Origin of the sequence: Streptomyces sp. NPDC097617 (genome assembly GCF_044761485.1) — a bacterium.
Classification (GTDB): domain Bacteria; phylum Actinomycetota; class Actinomycetes; order Streptomycetales; family Streptomycetaceae; genus Streptomyces.
The window spans coordinates 263746-280839 of record NZ_JBIWCL010000001.1; the positions used below are offsets into that span (position 1 = coordinate 263746).

Here is a 17094-nt window from a genome sequence, read left to right on the forward strand (position 1 = left end):
GGGGGGGGGGGGGGGGGGGGGGGGGGGGGGGGGGGGGGGGGGGGGGGGGCGCGGGGGGGGGGGGGGGCTGGGGGGCCGCCGCGCGCCGCGCGGGGGGGGGGCCCGGGGGGGCCCCCCCCCCGCCCCGCCCCCCCCCCCCCCCCGGGGGGGGGGGGGGCCCCCCCCGCCGCCGTTCTCGTGCTCAGTGCGGGGGAGGCTTCTCCAGTGAGACGGGGTGGTCCGGGTCGGGGGTCCCGCCGATGAAGTTCTCGAACTTGCGGCGCGGCCCCGCCCAGCGCCGGTCGTGGTGGAAGGCGCGCAGTCCGGACCTGGCCCGGGCGCGCGGACGGTTCGCGTAGAACTTGTTCGCGTACGGGGATCCGGGCCGGGCCAGCCGGATCGCGCCGACCAGCGCGACGAAGGGGACGACCAGACCGAAGAGGGCGGTGCGCGCCTTGCCCTTCCACAGGGCGATCAGGGCCAGGAAGAAGTTGGTGGCCGCGTTCATGGCTACCAGGCCGCGGCTCTGACGCTCCTCGGCGGACAGGTCGTTGACCCCGAAGGGCACGAAACCGCCCAGGACCAGGGCCACCAGGGCGGCCGTGACGACCACGATCTCCACGCTCTTGCGGCCCTGCTCGCTCCAGTAGACGTCGTCGAGGTGCAGGATCAGCGCGAACTCGTCCAGGACCAGGCCCGCGCCCAGCCCGAAGATCACCGCAGAGGCGCACGCGCCGAAGCCGTGCCGGCCGCTGGCCACCGCACCGAACCCCCCGATGATCACGAGGATCACGCCGGGCACCACGTGGTGGATGTGCAGACCGCCCGGGGCGACGTTCTTGAAGGGGCCGCGGCCGGCCCGGATCAGCCGGGTGATCACGCGGGTGACCAGGAACGACATCACGAACGAGAGCAAGGCGAGGAGGAGGGGCAGCTTGCCCGGTTCAACGATGTTCCGATACCACCAGTGACCCATCCCACTGACTCCCTATTTAGCACGTAATGGGTAATTTACCGCCCGCGTCGAGCGGGTACCGTTCCCGCCGATGACAGATTCGTTCGACGGCCCGCCCCAGACGCCGCCCCCGGAACGCGCCTCGTTCCTCGACGGCGTCCGTTTCGCGTTCGGCACCCTCACCGTGCTGCCCGCCCGCATCACCCGCTGGGACCGTCCCGCCGCCCGCACCGGAATGGCCTGCGCCCCGCTCGCCGGTCTGGTCGTCGGCCTGCTGGCGGCCCTGCCCGGCGTGCTCCTCCTGCTGCTCGGCGCAGGCCCGCTGCTCGCCGCGACCCTCACCGTCGCCGCACCGGCGGCGCTGACCCGAGGGCTGCACCTGGACGGACTCGCCGACACGGCGGACGGCCTGGGCAGTGCCAAGCCCGCGGGCGAGGCCCTGCGCATCATGAAGCAGTCCGACATCGGCCCCTTCGGCGTCGTCGTGCTGATCATCGTGCTGCTCGCGCAGGTGGCCGCCCTGTCCGAGATCTACGCCGACAGCTGGGTCCGCGGCGCCCTCGCCGCCGTGGTCGCCGCCGTCGCGGCCCGCCTCGCCATGACCCTGGCCTCCCGCGAAGGCGTCCCGGCGGCCCGCCCCGGCGGACTCGGCGCCGCCGTCGCCGCAGTGGTCCCCCGCCGCGCCGCCGCCCTGATCGCCGCCCTCACCGTCGTGCTCGCGGCGGCCGCCGCCCTGCCGCTGGGCCCGGCCGCCGCCGCCCAGTGCGCGGCGGCCGTCCTGGCCGCCCTGCTCGCCGCGGAACTGCTGCTGCGCCGCTGCGTACGCCGCTTCGACGGGGTCACCGGCGATGTCTTCGGCGCCCTCGCCGAGGTCGCGGCGACCACCGCGCTGATCGTCCTCGCCCTGGGCTGAGCGGCCCCGCCGACGGGGCCGCGTACCCTCACCCCGTGGACCACACAGCGCCGGACCTGCCCTCCGCGGCGCCCCTCAGGGTGCTGCTCGCCGACGACCAGGCACTGCTGCGCAGTGCCTTCAAGGTGCTCGTCGACTCCGAGGCCGACATGGAGGTCGTCGGGGAGGCCTCCGACGGGGCGCAGGCCGTCGAACTCGCCCGCCGCACGCGCCCCGACGTCGTCCTCATGGACATCCGCATGCCCGGGACCGACGGGCTCGCCGCCACCCGCATGATCGGCGCGGACCCGGAGCTCGCCGGCGTACGCGTGGTGATGCTGACGACCTTCGAGGTCGACGAGTACGTGGTCGCGGCGCTGCGGGCCGGTGCCTCCGGCTTCCTCGGCAAGGGCGCCGAGCCGGACGAACTGCTCAACGCCATCCGCGTCGCCGCGGCCGGCGAGGCGCTGCTCTCCCCGGCCGCCACCAAGGGGCTCATCGCCACCTTCCTCGCCCAGGGCGGCGGCGCCGACCCGGCCGCCGCCACGGACGCGGCCGGGTCGCACGCGCAGCGGCTCGCCGCGCTGACCGTCCGCGAGCGCGAGGTCCTCGTACACGTCGCGGCGGGGCTGTCCAACGACGGGATCGCCGGACGGCTGGAGGTCAGTCCGCTGACCGTCAAGACCCACGTGAACCGGACCATGGCCAAGCTCGGCGCCCGCGACCGGGCCCAATTGGTGGTTATTGCGTACGAATCGGGACTGGTTCGCCCCCGGGTGGAGTAGCACCACCCTCTACGGCGTACTCCAGACGCGGTATGCCGTACATAAGGACGGCACCTGCGAGCGACGAAATGCGCCACCTCGATGGGACAGGGTGAGGGTGCCCTCGCGTTCGTCACTGCAGAGAGATCTCATACCCATGTCCTGGCTGTCCCGCTTCAGCCTGGCCCAAAGGGCGTTGGTCGGCCTCGTGTCGATCGTCGCGCTCCTCTTCGGCGCCATAGCCATTCCGCAGCTCAAGCAGCAGCTGCTGCCCTCCATCGAATTGCCGATGGTCTCCGTGCTCGCGCCGTACCAGGGCGCCTCGCCCGACGTGGTGGAGAAGCAGGTCGTCGAACCGATCGAGGCCATGCTCAAGGGTGTCGACGGCCTCACCGGCATCACCTCCACCGCCAGCGAGGGCAACGCCCTCATCATGGCCACCTTCGACTACGGCGACAGTGGCACCAAGCAGCTCGTCGCCGACGTCCAGCAGGCCGTCAACCGGGCCCGCGTCCGGCTGCCCGCCGAGGTGGACCCGCAGGTCGTGGCCGGTTCCACCGACGACATCCCGACGGTCATCCTGGCCGTAACCTCCGACAAGGACCAGCAGGCGCTGGCCGACCAGCTGGAACGTTCCGTCGTCCCCGTCCTGTCGGACATCGAGGGCGTCGGCCAGGTCACCGTCGACGGCGTCCAGGACCTCCAGGTCACCATCACCCCCGACAACGCCAAGCTCGCGGCCGCCGGCCTCGACGGCGCCTCCCTCGCCCAGGGCCTCCAGGCGGGCGGCGCGGCCGTCCCCGCCGGCTCCTTCGACGAGGCGGGCAAGAACCGCACCGTGCGCGTCGGCTCCGGCTACACCTCCCTCGCCCAGCTGGAGGAGCTGCGCCTGAGCCCCGGCCCGGGCAAGCCGGCCGTCCGCCTCGGCGACGTCGCCTCCGTCAAGCAGGAGCCGGCCAAGGCCGTCTCCATCACCCGGACCAACGGCAAGCCCAGCCTCGCCCTCGTCCTCACCATGGACAAGGACGGCAGCGCCGTCGCCATCTCCGACGCGGTCAAGGACAAGCTGCCCGAGCTGCGCACCGCGCTCGGCGCCGGCGCCGACCTGACCGTCGTCAGCGACCAGGGCCCGGCCGTCGCCAAGTCCATCTCCAGCCTCACCACCGAGGGCCTGCTCGGCCTGCTCTTCGCGGTGCTCGTGATCCTGGTCTTCCTCGCCTCGCTGCGCTCGACGCTGGTCACCGCGGTCTCCATCCCGCTGTCCGTCGTCCTCGCGCTGATCGTGCTGTGGACCCAGGACCTGTCGCTCAACATGCTGACCCTGGGCGCCCTCACCATCGCCATCGGCCGCGTGGTCGACGACTCGATCGTGGTCCTGGAGAACATCAAGCGCCACCTCGGCTACGGCGAGGAGCGCGAGGCCGCCATCATCACCGCGGTCAAGGAGGTCGCCGGCGCGGTCACCTCCTCCACCCTCACCACCGTGGCCGTCTTCCTGCCGATCGGTCTCACCGGCGGCATGATCGGCGAGCTCTTCGGCTCGTTCTCGCTCACGGTCACCGCGGCCCTGCTGGCCTCGCTGCTCGTCTCGCTGACGGTCGTACCGGTGCTCTCGTACTGGTTCCTGAGCGCGCCCAAGGGCGTCGACCCCGGGAACGCCGAGAGCGCGGCGAAGGCCCGCCGCGAGGCCGAGGAGAAGGAGGCGCGCAGCCGCCTCCAGCTGTTCTACGTCCGCGTCCTGGGCTTCGCGACCCGGCGCCGGCTGACCAGTGTGGCCATCGCGGTGGTCGTCCTCATCGGCACCCTCGCGATGACCCCGATGCTGAAGACCAACTTCTTCGACCAGGGCGAGCAGGAAGTCCTGACGGTCAAGCAGGAGCTCGCCCCGGGCACCTCGCTGGGCGCCGCAGACGAGGCGAGCCGCAAGATCGAGAAGGTGCTGGGCTCGGTCGAGGGCGTCAAGAGCTACCAGGTCACCGTCGGCTCCTCCGGCTTCCTCGCGGCCTTCGGCGGCGGTACCGGCTCCAACCAGGCCTCCTACCAGGTCACCCTGAAGGACTCCGGCAAGGCCGACGCCGTCAAGAAGGGCATCGAGGACAAGCTCGCCGCCCTCGACGGCATCGGCGAGACCCGCATCGTGGCCGGCGACGGCTTCGGCAGCCAGAACCTCAGCGTGGTCGTCAAGGCCGGCGACGCCAAGGTCCTCGCCGAGGCCGCCGAGCAGGTCCGCGGCGAGGTGGCGAAGCTGGAGAACGTCGCCGACGTGCAGAGCGACCTGTCCCAGTCCGTGCCCCGCATCTCCGTGACCGCCACGCCCAAGGCGGCCGAGGCCGGCCTGAACCAGGCCGCGCTCGGCGCGATCGTCGCGCAGGCCGTACGGGGCAACCCGGCGGGCAAGGCCGTACTGGACGACACCGAGCGGGACATCGTCATCAAGTCCGCGCAGCCGGCCACCACCCTGGCCGAACTGCAGGCGCTCCCGATCGGCCCGGTCAAGCTCGGTGACATCGCCGAGGTCAAGGAGATCCCCGGACCGGTCGCGATGACCCGGATCGACGGCGCCCGCGCCGCCACCGTCACCGCCCGGCCGCTCGGCGACAACACCGGCGCGGTCAGCGCCGAGCTCCAGACCAAGCTCAAGGCGCTGGACCTGCCGGAGGGCGCCACGGCCTCCATCGGCGGCGTCTCCGAGGACCAGGACGAGGCCTTCGGCTCGCTCGGCCTGGCCATGCTCGCGGCCATCGCGATCGTGTTCATGCTGCTGGTCGCGACCTTCCGCTCGCTGGTCCAGCCGCTGATCCTGCTGGTCTCCATCCCGTTCGCGGCGACCGGCGCACTCGGCCTGCTCCTCATCACCGGCACCCCGATGGGCGTCCCGGCGATGATCGGCATGCTGATGCTCATCGGCATCGTCGTGACCAACGCGATCGTCCTGATCGACCTGGTCAACCAGTACCGCGCCCAGGGCCTGGGCGTCGTCGAAGCGGTCATCGAGGGCGGCCGGCACCGACTGCGCCCGATCCTGATGACGGCCCTGGCGACGATCTTCGCGCTGCTCCCGATGGCACTGGGCGTCACTGGCGAGGGCGGCTTCATCTCGCAGCCGCTCGCGGTCGTGGTGATCGGCGGACTGGTCAGCTCCACCCTGCTGACGCTGCTCCTGGTGCCGACCCTCTACACGATGGTCGAGCTCCGCAAGGAGCGCCGCCGGGCGAAGAAGACGGCCCGTCCGACGGTGGTCCCGGTTCCTTCCGCAGCGCAGGACGAGGAGTCCCCGGCCACGGTCTGACCCTCACCGCAACAAGCCGAAGGGCCGCCCCTCGAGTGGGCGGCCCTTCGGGCGTACGGGGGAGGGGAGGGGCTACGCGAGCGCCAGCATCCGCTCCAGGGCGAGCTTGGCGAAGCTCTCCGTCTCCTTGTCGACCTGGATCCGGTTGACGAGGTTGCCCTCGGCCAGGGACTCCAGGGTCCACACCAGGTGCGGCAGGTCGATGCGGTTCATCGTCGAGCAGAAGCAGACGGTCTTGTCGAGGAAGACGACTTCCTTGTCCTCGGCGGCGAATCGATTCGCCAGCCGGCGGACCAGGTTCAGCTCGGTGCCGATGGCCCACTTGGAGCCGGCCGGGGCCGCCTCCAGCGCCTTGATGATGTACTCCGTCGAGCCGACGTAGTCCGCGGCCGCCACGACCTCGTGCTTGCACTCGGGGTGGACCAGCACGTTCACGCCGGGGATCCGGGCGCGGACGTCGTTGACCGAGTCGACCGAGAACCTGCCGTGTACCGAGCAGTGCCCGCGCCACAGGATCATCTTGGCGTTCCGCAGCTGCTCGACGGTCAGGCCGCCGTTCGGCTTGTGCGGGTTGTAGAGCACGCAGTCGTCCAGGGACATGCCCATGTCGCGGACGGCGGTGTTGCGGCCCAGGTGCTGGTCCGGGAGGAAGAGGATCTTCTCACCCTGCTCGAACGCCCACTCCAGGGCCTTCTTCGCGTTGGACGAGGTGCAGATCGTGCCGCCGTGCTTGCCGGTGAAGGCCTTGATGTCGGCGGAGGAGTTCATGTACGAGACGGGCACCGTGGCGTCGGCGACACCGGCCTCCGTCAGCACGTCCCAGCACTCCGCGACCTGCTCGGCGGTGGCCATGTCGGCCATCGAGCAGCCGGCGGCCAGGTCCGGCAGGACCACCTTCTGGTCGTCCGAGGTCAGGATGTCCGCGGACTCGGCCATGAAGTGCACGCCGCAGAAGACGATGTACTCGGCCTCCGGCTTGGCGGCCGCGTCCTTGGCCAGCTTGAAGGAGTCGCCGGTGACGTCCGCGAACTCGATGACCTCGTCACGCTGGTAGTGGTGGCCCAGGATGAAGACCTTGTCCCCGAGCTTCTCCTTGGCCGCGCGGGCACGCGCCACGAGGTTCGGGTCCGACGGCGAGGGCAGGTCGCCGGGGCACTCCACTCCGCGCTCGCTCTTGGGGTCGGCCTCACGGCCGAGCAGCAGCAGGGCAAGGGGCGTCGGCTGGACGTCCAAAGGCTGGGCGGTGGTCACGACACGCACCCTTTCTGTTCTGCGACAAGGGACTTCTGGATCATCGCTTCGACTTCTCGTCTAGTTGACATTATCTATCATAACCGCTTCACGTCAGTTTGACGATGCCGATAGTGTCAATGTGACGCATCAGCCCACGATTCGACGGGTCCGCCCCCGCGCGTGGTGTGCGAGCATGGAATGTCTGAAACAAGCGTCGGGTCCCGGAATGAATCCGCGGTCCCGCTCGTTGCCACCGACGGCAAGAGTCCGACGTTTCCTCGCCTCCGGCGGGGAGCCGCCCACTTCGGGAGTGAATGCAGATGTCCGTACAGGACGACAAGACCACTGTGAGCGACGGCATCCTCCTGTCCGACGCCGCCGCCGAGAAGGTCAGGACCCTGCTGGGGCAGGAAGGCCGCGATGACCTGGCGCTCCGCGTCGCCGTCCAGCCCGGTGGTTGCTCCGGCCTGCGCTACCAGCTCTTCTTCGACGAGCGCTCCCTCGACGGCGACGTCGTGAAGGACTTCGACGGTGTGAAGGTCGTCACGGACCGGATGAGCTCGCCGTACCTCCACGGCGCCTCCATCGACTTCGTCGACACCATCGAGAAGCAGGGCTTCACGATCGACAACCCCAACGCCACGGGGTCCTGCGCCTGCGGCGACTCGTTCAGCTAAGCCTGGACGCCGCACACCGCGGCATGACGCGAGGGCCCGCCTCCGGTCGAATCCGACCCGGAGGCGGGCCCTCGCGCATGCCCGGGGAAGCCGGGGACGCCGACGTGCCGACGTGCCGGCTACTGCCGGGGGAGCGGCTTGCCCGTGGTCGCGTCGAGCACCTTCCGGTCGCCCAGCGGCTGCTGCAGCGTCACCGTCGAGGACATCTCCTGCGCCAGCATGATGCAGGCCTGGCCCGGCTTGTTCGGCGTGTCCGTGATCTTCACCATGACCGACTCCGCCTGCTCCCGCGCCTCCACGGCGTAGGTGCTGCACGGGCTGCCCCAGAAGTTCACGGTCAGCTTCCGGTCGGCCTCGGCGTACGAGAAGCCGGGCACGGTACGGCCGTCCTTCGGGCCGGGGGTGCTCTCCTGCGCCGCGGCCGGCTGGGCCACCGTGTGGCCGGGTCCGCCGCCCTGGCCCGCCACCTCGAAGAGCCAGGCCGGAACCAGACCCTGCGCCCCGTTCACCGTGCCGGGGACCAGCCCGAGCGCGGCGCCCTTCACCGTCTCCGTCCGCGGGGGCTTCATCGGCCGCGGCTCCGGGTTGCACGGCACCGTGTCCGTGCCCGCCGCCACCGGGCTGTCCCCGCTCAGCGGGACCGCGCTCGCGCAGCCGCTGGGCTCGGGTTCGCCCTCGCGGCCACCCGACTTCGCGTTCAGCCTGGCCAGCGCCTCCACGGCGCCGACCACCTGCTGGTCGGCCGCCCGTGCGGGGGCCTTCAGCTCGCCGTTGCCCGCCACCACCGCGCCGTCGCCGCCCACGCTGACCTTCGTGGACCAGCCCTGCGTGGGCAGCCCGCCGACCACCGGGTCGGCGGCCACCACGCGTACCGAGTCCTGGGTGAGCCGGGCGTCCTGATTCGGCCCCTCGAGCCCCGCGGCGGCCAGTACGGGGGCCGCGGCGGCCTTGGCGGCCTCCTCGGACACCGGCTTGCCGGCCTGCGCCCCGCCCGCGTTCGCGCCGCCCGCGTCCCGCGGAAGGGTGGCCGGGCCGCAGGTGTCCTTGCCGCGCACGCAGTTGTCCCCGGCGCCGTTGCCGTCCGCGGTGCCCGGGGCCTGGAAGCGGGCGAAGTTCCAGGTGCCCGGTGCCGTACGGGCCACCGTGAGCCGGGGGCCGGATCCGTCGGCGGCCTCCCCGGCCAGCCAGACGTCCCCGCTCAGGCGCGGCTCGCCCGGCAGGCCCAGGGCCGCCGCGAGGCGGGCCACCTCCGCCGAGGTGACCTCGCCCGACAGGGCGTACGTCGGCGCGCCGGCCGGGGCCTCCGGAAGCTTCACGTCGGCCCGGTAGACCACCCCGGCGCCGGACGGGTCGGGCTCCCCGGGGGCGATGCCCGGCCCCGAGGGGTCTCCCGCGTCGCGGGGCGCGGAGGCCGCGCTCTCACCCGTACGGTGGCCCGACCCGCCGTCGCCGTGGGCGGTCGACGCCCAGTACGCGGTACCGCCGCCCGCGAGCAGGACGGCCGCCGCGATCGACCCGACGGCCCAGGCGGGCCGCCGTCGAGTGCCGCGTGATGTGTCGGGTTGTTCGGGCTGTCCGCTGGTCACCGCATCGCTCCTTCACCGGTTCCGTCGTACCTGATGCGGGTGTGACGGAGCGGACGCGCAGCCGGTTCCCTCCTACTGGTCCCCGTACACGGACGTGGCGGCGATCAGCCGGGCCGAGGCGGGCGGAACGCAGATCCCGTGGATCTGCGAAGGGGCCACACGGATCGGCCGGGGGCCCGCCGGGACCGCCCAGTGCGGGGCCATCCGGGCGCAGTCACCCAGCAGACGGGCGAAGCCGGGCTGTCGTGGGGCTTCCGCGCCGCGCTTGTCGGCGCTGTACTCGGAGTAGCCGAAACCGTCGGTATAGGTCATGGAGGCACCGTAGGCATCGGAGCTCACGCGAAGAAAGACCTACTAAGGGGTAGTTTCTGGGGTTCGGCCTGGGGCCCCCGACCGGGTAGTTTTGACTGTCCCTCGCCGTCCTCAGCAGGAGCGTCCTCGCCGTGCGCATCGCAGTCACCGGCTCCATCGCCACCGACCACCTCATGACCTTCCCCGGCCGTTTCGCCGACCAGCTGGTCGCGGACCAGCTGCACACGGTCTCCCTCTCCTTCCTCGTCGACAACCTCGACGTCCGTCGGGGCGGGGTCGGCCCGAACATCTGCTTCGGCATGGGGCAGCTCGGCAGCCGCCCGATCCTCGTCGGAGCCGCCGGCTCCGACTTCGACGAGTACCGCGCCTGGCTCGACCGGCACGGCGTCGACACCGAGTCCGTCCGGATCTCCGAGGTGCTGCACACCGCGCGCTTCGTGTGCACCACGGACTCCGACCACAACCAGATCGGGTCCTTCTACACGGGCGCGATGAGCGAGGCCCGGCTGATCGAGCTCAAGGCCGTGGCCGACCGGGTGGGCGGGCTCGACCTTGTCCTCATCGGCGCGGACGACCCCGAGGCGATGCTGCGCCACACGGAGGAGTGCCGTACTCGCGGGATCCCCTTCGCGGCCGACTTCTCGCAGCAGATCGCCCGCATGGACGGCGACAGCATCCGCACCCTGATGGAGGGCGCGACCTTCCTCTTCTCGAACGAGTACGAGAAGGGCCTCATCGAGTCGAAGTCCGGCTGGACCGACGAGGAGATCCTGGCCAAGGTCGGCACCCGGGTGACCACGCTGGGCTCCAACGGCGTCAAGATCGAGCGCGTCGGAGAGGCCCCGATCGTCGTCGGCTGCCCCGAGGAGACGGCGAAGGTCGACCCCACGGGTGTCGGCGACGCGTTCCGCGCCGGGTTCCTGACCGGTCTGGGCTGGGGTGTCGGCCTGGAGCGGGCGGCGCAGCTGGGTTGCATGCTCGCGACGCTGGTCATCGAGACGCTCGGCACCCAGGAGTACACCCTGGCCCGGGCGCACTTCATGGAGCGCCTCACGAAGGCGTACGGCGAGGACGCGGCCGCCGAGGTCCGCGCCCACCTGGCGTAGCCACCCGTCGGCACCTTCAGCCTCGTCGGCGCGGATGGCCGCCCGGCGAGGCTGGTGGTGGCCCCGGCGAGGCTTGTCAGGCCGGGTCAGGTGGCGCGGCGGACCGTGTAGGCGGAGCCGGCCTCGCGCGGGCTCTCGCCCACGTACACGTGCCCCCGCATCGCGCACCACGCCGGGATGTCCAGCCGGGCCACCTCGTCGTCGGAGACGACCGTGACGGTGCCGCCCACCGGGACCGTCACGATGGCCCGGGCCAGCTCGATCACCGGCTGCGGGCACCGCAGCCCCAGCGTGTCGAGCTCCAGCGAGTCCGCCACCGGCGCCACCTCCGGGGGTTCCGACACGCCGAGCTGTTCCCGTACGCCGGCCACCACGCGCGGCAGTACCTCCAGGAACGCGTTGACCTCCTCCGCCGGGGTCCCCGGCGGCAGCGACACCCGTACGTTCCCCTCCGACAGCACGCCCATCGCCCGCAGCACGTGACTGGGGGTCAGCGTGGAGCTCGTGCACGAGGAGCCCGAGGAGACCGAGAAGCCGGCCCGGTCCAGCTCGTGCAGCAGCGTCTCCCCGTCGACGTACAGGCAGGAGAAGGTGACCAGGTGCGGCAGCCGCCGGTCCGCGGCGCCCACCACCTCCACGTCCGGGACCAGCCGCACCACCCGCCGCCGGATGCGGTCCACCAGGACCCGCAGCCGGGCCGCCTCCGTGTCCGCCTCGGCCCGTACGGCCCGCAGGGACGCCGCCGCGGCCACGATCGCGGGCAGGTTCCCGAAGCCGGGGGAGCGTCCCGACTCCCGTTCGTCCGCGGGGCCTTGGGGGGAGAAGCGCACCCCCTTGCGGACCGCCAGCAGGCCGACCCCGGGCGGGCCGCCCCACTTGTGCGCGCTCGCGGCCAGGACGGACCAGGCGCCCTCCACCGGGCCCCAGCCCAGCGACTGGGCCGCGTCCACCAGCAGCGGCACCCCGGCCGCCGCGCAGACCTCGGCCACCTCGGTCACCGGCTGGACCGTGCCCACCTCGTGGTTGGCCGACTGGAGGCAGGCGAGCGCGCTCCCGGGGGTCAGTACGTCCGCGTAGCCGGCGGGGGTCACCGCGCCCCACCGGTCCACCGCGACCTCGGTCACCGACCCGCCGCGGGCCTCGTGCGCCTGCGCCGCGTGCAATACAGAACTGTGTTCGACGGCCGATACGACCAGATGACTTCCGACGCGTCGGCGCCCCGCGAGGACCCCTGCCACGCCGGTGTGAACCGCGTGCGTCCCCGAAGGAGTGAACACGAGCTCGTCGGGGCGGCATCCCACCGCCTCCGCGGCGGCCTCCCGCGCCGCGTCCAGCAATAGCCTGGCCCGCCTGCCCTCCCGGTACAGTCGGGCCGGATCCGCCCAGCCCTCGTCCAGGGAGGCCTGTAACGCCTGCCGGGCCACGGGGTGCAGGGGAGCGGCGGACGCGCTGTCGAAGTACGGCATCCGGTCACGCTAACCCGGGGTCCGCAGCGTTCGAGGTCAGGGGGCGTCAGATGTGCTCCGGAGCCCGCCATTCAGGGCCATTCGCACGGTCCCCCGGACGGCGGATCCATCCCTTCGGGGGCAGTAGCGGCGCGTTGGGCACCCTCCCCGCGCGACCCCAAATAGCGTCCAGTAGGGTTTGGTCCGCATAAACATCCAAACCCCTGCCTGCGTCAGGGCCGGCGACCGACCCGAACACGGCCGCGGCCGGCCGCGCGGGCCGAGACTCTCGGGAAGGCGCTACGTGAGTCCCTACGGCTCCGACCGCTCGCCGCGGCGCCCGATGCGGCGGAAGCTGCTGCAGGCGCTGACTGCGGGCGTGGTCCTGGCGACCGCCACTGGTTGCTCGTATACATGGAAAGACTTCCCCCGCCTCGGAATGCCGACTCCGGTAACCGAGGAGGCGCCGCGCATCCTTTCCCTGTGGCAGGGATCCTGGGCGGCCGCGCTCATTACGGGCATCCTCGTGTGGGGCCTGATCATCTGGAGCATCATCTTCCACCGGCGCAGCCGGACGAAGATCGAGGTCCCGGCTCAGACCCGGTACAACATGCCCATCGAGGCGCTGTACACCGTGGTCCCGCTCATCATCGTCTCGGTGCTCTTCTACTTCACCGCTCGTGACGAGTCGAAGCTCCTGGCCCTCACCCCGAAGCCGCCGCACACGATCAACGTGATCGGCTTCCAGTGGAGCTGGGGCTTCAACTACATCGAGAACGTCGACGGCGACGCGGTGACCCCGAAGGCGGGCGACGTTCCCAAGGAGCTCGCCTCCATCCCGGACCGCTTCACCAAGGACTTCCCCGCGGGCGCCGAAGGCGTCTACGAGAAGGGTGTCCCCAGCGACCGGAACCCGCAGACGGGCAACCCGGGTCCGACCCTGGTCCTCCCCAAGGGCGAGAAGGTCCGCTTCATCCTGTCGTCGAACGACGTGATCCACTCCTTCTGGGTGGTCCCGTTCCTGTTCAAGCAGGACGTCATCCCGGGCCACACCAACGTCTTCGAGGTCACCCCGTCCCAAAACGGCACCTTCATGGGCAAGTGCGCCGAACTCTGCGGCGTTGACCACTCCCGCATGCTCTTCAACGTCAAGGTGGTCTCCCCCGAGGAGTACCGGGCGTACCTGAAGGACCTCGCGGAGAAGGGTCAGACCGGCTACCTCCCGGCCGGCATCGAGCAGACCGACCCGGCCCGGAATGCGGAAGTGAACAAACTGTGAGCATCCTCAACGAATCCCAGGGTGCCGCCGCCGACTCGTATGAGAACGAGCTGCCGGTACGGCGCAAGCAGCCGGGCAATGTGGTCGTGAAGTGGATGACCACGACCGACCACAAGACCATCGGCACGATGTACCTGGTCACGTCGTTCGTGTTCTTCATCATCGGCGGTCTGCTGGCGCTCTTCATGCGCGCCGAGCTGGCCCGTCCGGGCACGCAGATCATGTCGAACGAGCAGTTCAACCAGGCGTTCACCATGCATGGCACGATCATGCTGCTGATGTTCGCCACCCCGCTCTTCGCGGGCTTCGCCAACTGGATCATGCCGCTGCAGATCGGCGCGCCCGACGTGGCGTTCCCGCGGCTGAACATGTTCGCGTACTGGCTCTACCTCTTCGGCTCGACCATCGCGGTGGCCGGCTTCGTGACGCCGAGCGGCGCCGCCGACTTCGGTTGGTTCGCCTACTCCCCGCTGTCGGACGCGGTCCGTTCGCCGGGCATCGGCGCCGACATGTGGATCATGGGTCTGGCCTTCTCCGGCTTCGGCACGATCCTCGGCTCGGTCAACTTCATCACCACGATCATCTGCATGCGCGCTCCGGGCATGACGATGTTCCGCATGCCGATCTTCACCTGGAACGTGCTGCTGACCGGTGTGCTGGTCCTGCTCGCCTTCCCGGTGCTGGCCGCCGCGCTCTTCGCGCTGGAGGCCGACCGCAAGTTCGGCTCGCATGTGTTCGATGCCGCCAACGGCGGAGCGTTGCTGTGGCAACACCTCTTCTGGTTCTTCGGGCACCCAGAGGTGTACATCATCGCGCTGCCGTTCTTCGGCATCGTCTCCGAGATCATCCCGGTCTTCAGCCGCAAGCCGATGTTCGGCTACATCGGCCTGATCGCCGCGACGATCGCGATCGCCGGCCTCTCGGTGACCGTGTGGGCCCACCACATGTACGTCACCGGTGGTGTGCTGCTGCCGTTCTTCTCCTTCATGACCTTCCTGATCGCGGTACCGACCGGTGTGAAGTTCTTCAACTGGATCGGCACCATGTGGAAGGGCTCACTGTCCTTCGAGACCCCGATGCTCTGGACGATCGGCTTCCTGGTCACCTTCACCTTCGGTGGTCTGACCGGCGTCATCCTGGCCTCGCCCCCGATGGACTTCCACGTCTCCGACTCGTACTTCGTCGTCGCGCACTTCCACTACGTCGTCTTCGGCACCGTGGTGTTCGCGATGTTCGCCGGCTTCCACTTCTGGTGGCCGAAGTTCACGGGCAAGATGCTGGACGAGCGCCTCGGCAAGATGACGTTCTGGACGCTGTTCATCGGCTTCCACGGCACCTTCCTGGTGCAGCACTGGCTCGGTGCCGAGGGCATGCCGCGTCGTTACGCGGACTACCTCGCCGCCGACGGCTTCACCGCGCTGAACACGATCTCGACGATCAGCTCCTTCGTGCTCGGCCTGTCGATGCTCCCGTTCATCTACAACGTGTGGAAGACGGCCAAGTACGGCAAGAAGGTCGAGGTCGACGACCCGTGGGGCTACGGCCGTTCGCTCGAGTGGGCGACGTCCTGCCCGCCGCCGCGGCACAACTTCCTCACCCTGCCGCGGATCCGTTCCGAGTCCCCGGCATTCGACCTGCACCACCCTGAGATCGCGGCCCTCGACCACCTCGAGGACCACAGCGTCGCCGCCAAGGCCGTCGCTGGTGGCAAGGAGGCCGGCAAGTGAAGATCCAGGGCAAGATGTTCCTCTGGCTCTCCTTCTTCATCCTGGTCATGGCCGTCGTGTACGGCGTGTGGTCGAAGGAGCCCGTCGGTACCACCGCGCTCTTCCTGGCCTTCGGCCTGAGCGTCATGATCGGCTACTACCTGGCCTTCACGGCCAAGCGTGTGGACCAGATGGCCCAGGACAACCTGGAGGCCGACATCGCCGACGAGGCGGGCGAGCTGGGGTTCTTCTCCCCGCACAGCTGGCAGCCCCTCTCGCTGGCGATCGGTGGCGCCTTCGCCTTCATGGGCGTCATCTTCGGCTGGTGGCTCATGTACTTCTCCGCTCCGCTGATCCTGATCGGTCTGTGGGGCTGGGTGTACGAGTACTACCGCGGTGAGAACGCGAACCAGTAGCGGTACCTCCGCGGCCGCGCCGCGCTTCGCTTGGGGCCCGGGCACCTCTCTCAGAGGAGCCCGGGCCCCTCGTTTGCAGTCACACCGCGCGCCGGAATTGTAATATCTTCATAGCGTTGGCTCCATGAAGCACTCACCGCGTCTTTGGACGGTACTCAGCTGCTCCCTGCTGGTCGCGTCCCTCGGGGCCGGGGCCACCGCATGCGGGTCCGGCGACAAGAACCCGCTGTCAGCCCGCCCGTTCGACGCGGGCGATCAGGTCGCCTTCAATCAGAGCGCCGGCAGCCGCCCCGTGGACCCCGACCGGCCTCTCGAGATCACCGCCAAGAGCGGTGGCGGCCGGATCACCGACGTGCTGGCCGTGGACACCCACGGCCGCCGCCTGGCGGGCGAACTCAGCGCCAAGGGGGACCGCTGGCACAGCACGGTCCCCATGGCCTCGGGCGTCCGCTACACGGTCACCGTGAGCACCGAGGACGAGCGGGGCGCCCCCGGGCAGCGCACGCTCACCTTCGACACCACTCCGTCCAAGGGGATCCTCAAGGTCGAGTTCGGCCCGGACGAGGGCAAGTACGGCGTCGGACAGCCCATCACGGCCGAGCTCAGCGAGCCCGTCAAGGACAAGGCCGCCCGCGCCGTCGTGGAACGGGGTCTCGTCATCGACGCCCCGGCCGGAGTCGAGGGCGCCTGGCACTGGGTGGACGACAAGCACATCCACTACCGGCCCAAGGACTACTGGCCCGCCAACTCCGCCGTCTCCGTACGGAGCAACCTGGAGGGCGTCCGGATCACCGACGAGCTCCACGGAGCCGTGGCCAAGCCGCTGAAGCTGGAGATCGGTGACCGGGTCGAGGTCACCACCGACGCCTCGTCGCACTACCTGACCTTCAAGCGCAACGGAGAAGTGATCAACACCATTCCGGTGACCACCGGAAAGCCCGGCTTCTCCACCCGCAACGGCATCAAGGTGGTGCTGGGCAAGCAGTACTTCGTACAGATGCGCGGTGACACCGTGGGCATCGGCGGCAGCGAGTACTACAACCTGCCCGTCTACTACGCCACCCGCGTCACCTGGAGTGGTGAATACGTCCACGCGGCGCCGTGGTCCGTCGGCTCCCAGGGCTACGAGAACGTCAGCCACGGCTGCACCGGCATGAGCACCGGCAACGCCGCCTGGTTCTACGAGAACATCACCGAGGGCGACATCGTCCAGGTGGTCAACAGCATCGGCGAAGACATGGACATCTTCGGCAACGGCTTCGGCGACTGGAACATGGACTGGAAGGACTGGCGCCAGGGCAGCGCCCTCCTCAAGGGCACCCAGGAGGGCCGCACCCCCGTCGACCAGGCCCGCCTGCGGCCCACCGTCTGAGCGGTCCCGCGGCCAGGCGCCTCCCCCCGGACCCGTCCGGGGGGAGGTTCACCCGCTCATTCACCCGGACGGGTCTGTGCCGG

The 17094-nt window shown here is 70.5% G+C and carries 14 protein-coding genes; 9 read left to right on the forward strand and 5 right to left on the reverse strand.

Annotation, left to right across the window (positions count from 1 at the left end; translation table 11 throughout):
• Positions 1 to 181: 181 nt before the first annotated feature.
• The gene (locus ACIQZO_RS01280) at positions 182 to 955 is read right to left on the reverse strand and encodes a hypothetical protein (protein ID WP_403618227.1); all 774 of its coding nucleotides are present in this window, start codon (positions 953 to 955) and stop codon (positions 182 to 184) included.
• A 70-nt stretch (positions 956 to 1025) separates the two neighbouring features.
• Between ACIQZO_RS01280 and cobS the strand changes: the two genes are divergently transcribed.
• From cobS to ACIQZO_RS01295, 3 genes are all read left to right on the forward strand, one after another.
• Positions 1026 to 1847, forward strand: a complete 822-nt coding sequence (gene cobS, locus ACIQZO_RS01285; RefSeq protein WP_403618231.1) for an adenosylcobinamide-GDP ribazoletransferase — start codon at positions 1026 to 1028, stop codon at positions 1845 to 1847.
• Between the two features lie 35 nt (positions 1848 to 1882).
• Positions 1883 to 2611: a response regulator gene (locus tag ACIQZO_RS01290; protein ID WP_403618234.1), complete on the forward strand. Its 729-nt coding sequence runs from the start codon at positions 1883 to 1885 to the stop codon at positions 2609 to 2611.
• Positions 2612 to 2747: 136 nt separating this feature from the next.
• Positions 2748 to 5879 carry an efflux RND transporter permease subunit gene (locus tag ACIQZO_RS01295; RefSeq protein WP_403618237.1) on the forward strand — a complete coding sequence of 1044 codons (3132 nt, stop codon included), beginning with the start codon at positions 2748 to 2750 and terminating at the stop codon, positions 5877 to 5879.
• A 72-nt stretch (positions 5880 to 5951) separates the two neighbouring features.
• Here ACIQZO_RS01295 and nadA read toward each other — a convergent pair whose 3' ends face one another.
• Complete coding sequence (gene nadA / locus ACIQZO_RS01300) at positions 5952 to 7139, reverse strand: quinolinate synthase NadA (protein WP_403618239.1); 1188 nt, start codon at positions 7137 to 7139, stop codon at positions 5952 to 5954.
• Between the two features lie 293 nt (positions 7140 to 7432).
• On the opposite strand from nadA, the gene ACIQZO_RS01305 reads away from it, so the two are divergent.
• Entirely contained in the window at positions 7433 to 7789 is a 357-nt protein-coding gene (locus ACIQZO_RS01305; protein WP_327385878.1) for an iron-sulfur cluster assembly accessory protein, read from the forward strand.
• Between the two features lie 119 nt (positions 7790 to 7908).
• On the opposite strand, the gene ACIQZO_RS01310 is transcribed toward ACIQZO_RS01305, so the two are convergent.
• Together ACIQZO_RS01310 and ACIQZO_RS01315 are read right to left on the reverse strand one after the other, a co-directional pair.
• A complete protein-coding gene (locus ACIQZO_RS01310; RefSeq protein WP_403618242.1) occupies positions 7909 to 9375 on the reverse strand; it encodes a hypothetical protein in 1467 nt (488 codons plus the stop codon).
• Positions 9376 to 9447: 72 nt separating this feature from the next.
• Complete coding sequence (locus ACIQZO_RS01315) at positions 9448 to 9687, reverse strand: hypothetical protein (RefSeq protein WP_403618244.1); 240 nt, start codon at positions 9685 to 9687, stop codon at positions 9448 to 9450.
• Between the two features lie 131 nt (positions 9688 to 9818).
• On the opposite strand from ACIQZO_RS01315, the gene ACIQZO_RS01320 reads away from it, so the two are divergent.
• Positions 9819 to 10793 carry a carbohydrate kinase family protein gene (locus tag ACIQZO_RS01320; RefSeq protein WP_403618247.1) on the forward strand — a complete coding sequence of 325 codons (975 nt, stop codon included), beginning with the start codon at positions 9819 to 9821 and terminating at the stop codon, positions 10791 to 10793.
• A gap of 86 nt (positions 10794 to 10879) precedes the next feature.
• Here the strand turns inward: ACIQZO_RS01320 and ACIQZO_RS01325 are convergent, their stop codons facing one another.
• Positions 10880 to 12259 carry a cysteine desulfurase/sulfurtransferase TusA family protein gene (locus ACIQZO_RS01325; RefSeq protein ID WP_403618250.1) on the reverse strand — a complete coding sequence of 460 codons (1380 nt, stop codon included), beginning with the start codon at positions 12257 to 12259 and terminating at the stop codon, positions 10880 to 10882.
• 283 nt (positions 12260 to 12542) lie between these two features.
• Here ACIQZO_RS01325 and coxB point away from each other — a divergent pair, with 283 nt between their 5' ends.
• The 4 genes from coxB to ACIQZO_RS01345 all read left to right on the forward strand — a co-directional run bounded on the left by coxB (position 12543) and on the right by ACIQZO_RS01345 (position 17011).
• Positions 12543 to 13517, forward strand: a complete 975-nt coding sequence (gene coxB, locus ACIQZO_RS01330) for a cytochrome c oxidase subunit II (protein WP_403618253.1) — start codon at positions 12543 to 12545, stop codon at positions 13515 to 13517.
• Complete coding sequence (gene ctaD / locus ACIQZO_RS01335) at positions 13514 to 15244, forward strand: cytochrome c oxidase subunit I (RefSeq protein WP_403618256.1); 1731 nt, start codon at positions 13514 to 13516, stop codon at positions 15242 to 15244. Before coxB ends, ctaD begins: the two co-directional genes overlap by 4 nt.
• Positions 15241 to 15639, forward strand: a complete 399-nt coding sequence (locus ACIQZO_RS01340) for a cytochrome c oxidase subunit 4 (protein ID WP_403618258.1) — start codon at positions 15241 to 15243, stop codon at positions 15637 to 15639. The genes ctaD and ACIQZO_RS01340 overlap by 4 nt, the downstream gene beginning before the upstream one ends.
• 124 nt (positions 15640 to 15763) lie before the next feature.
• Positions 15764 to 17011 carry an Ig-like domain-containing protein gene (locus ACIQZO_RS01345; RefSeq protein ID WP_403618261.1) on the forward strand — a complete coding sequence of 416 codons (1248 nt, stop codon included), beginning with the start codon at positions 15764 to 15766 and terminating at the stop codon, positions 17009 to 17011.
• Positions 17012 to 17094 lie beyond the last annotated feature (83 nt).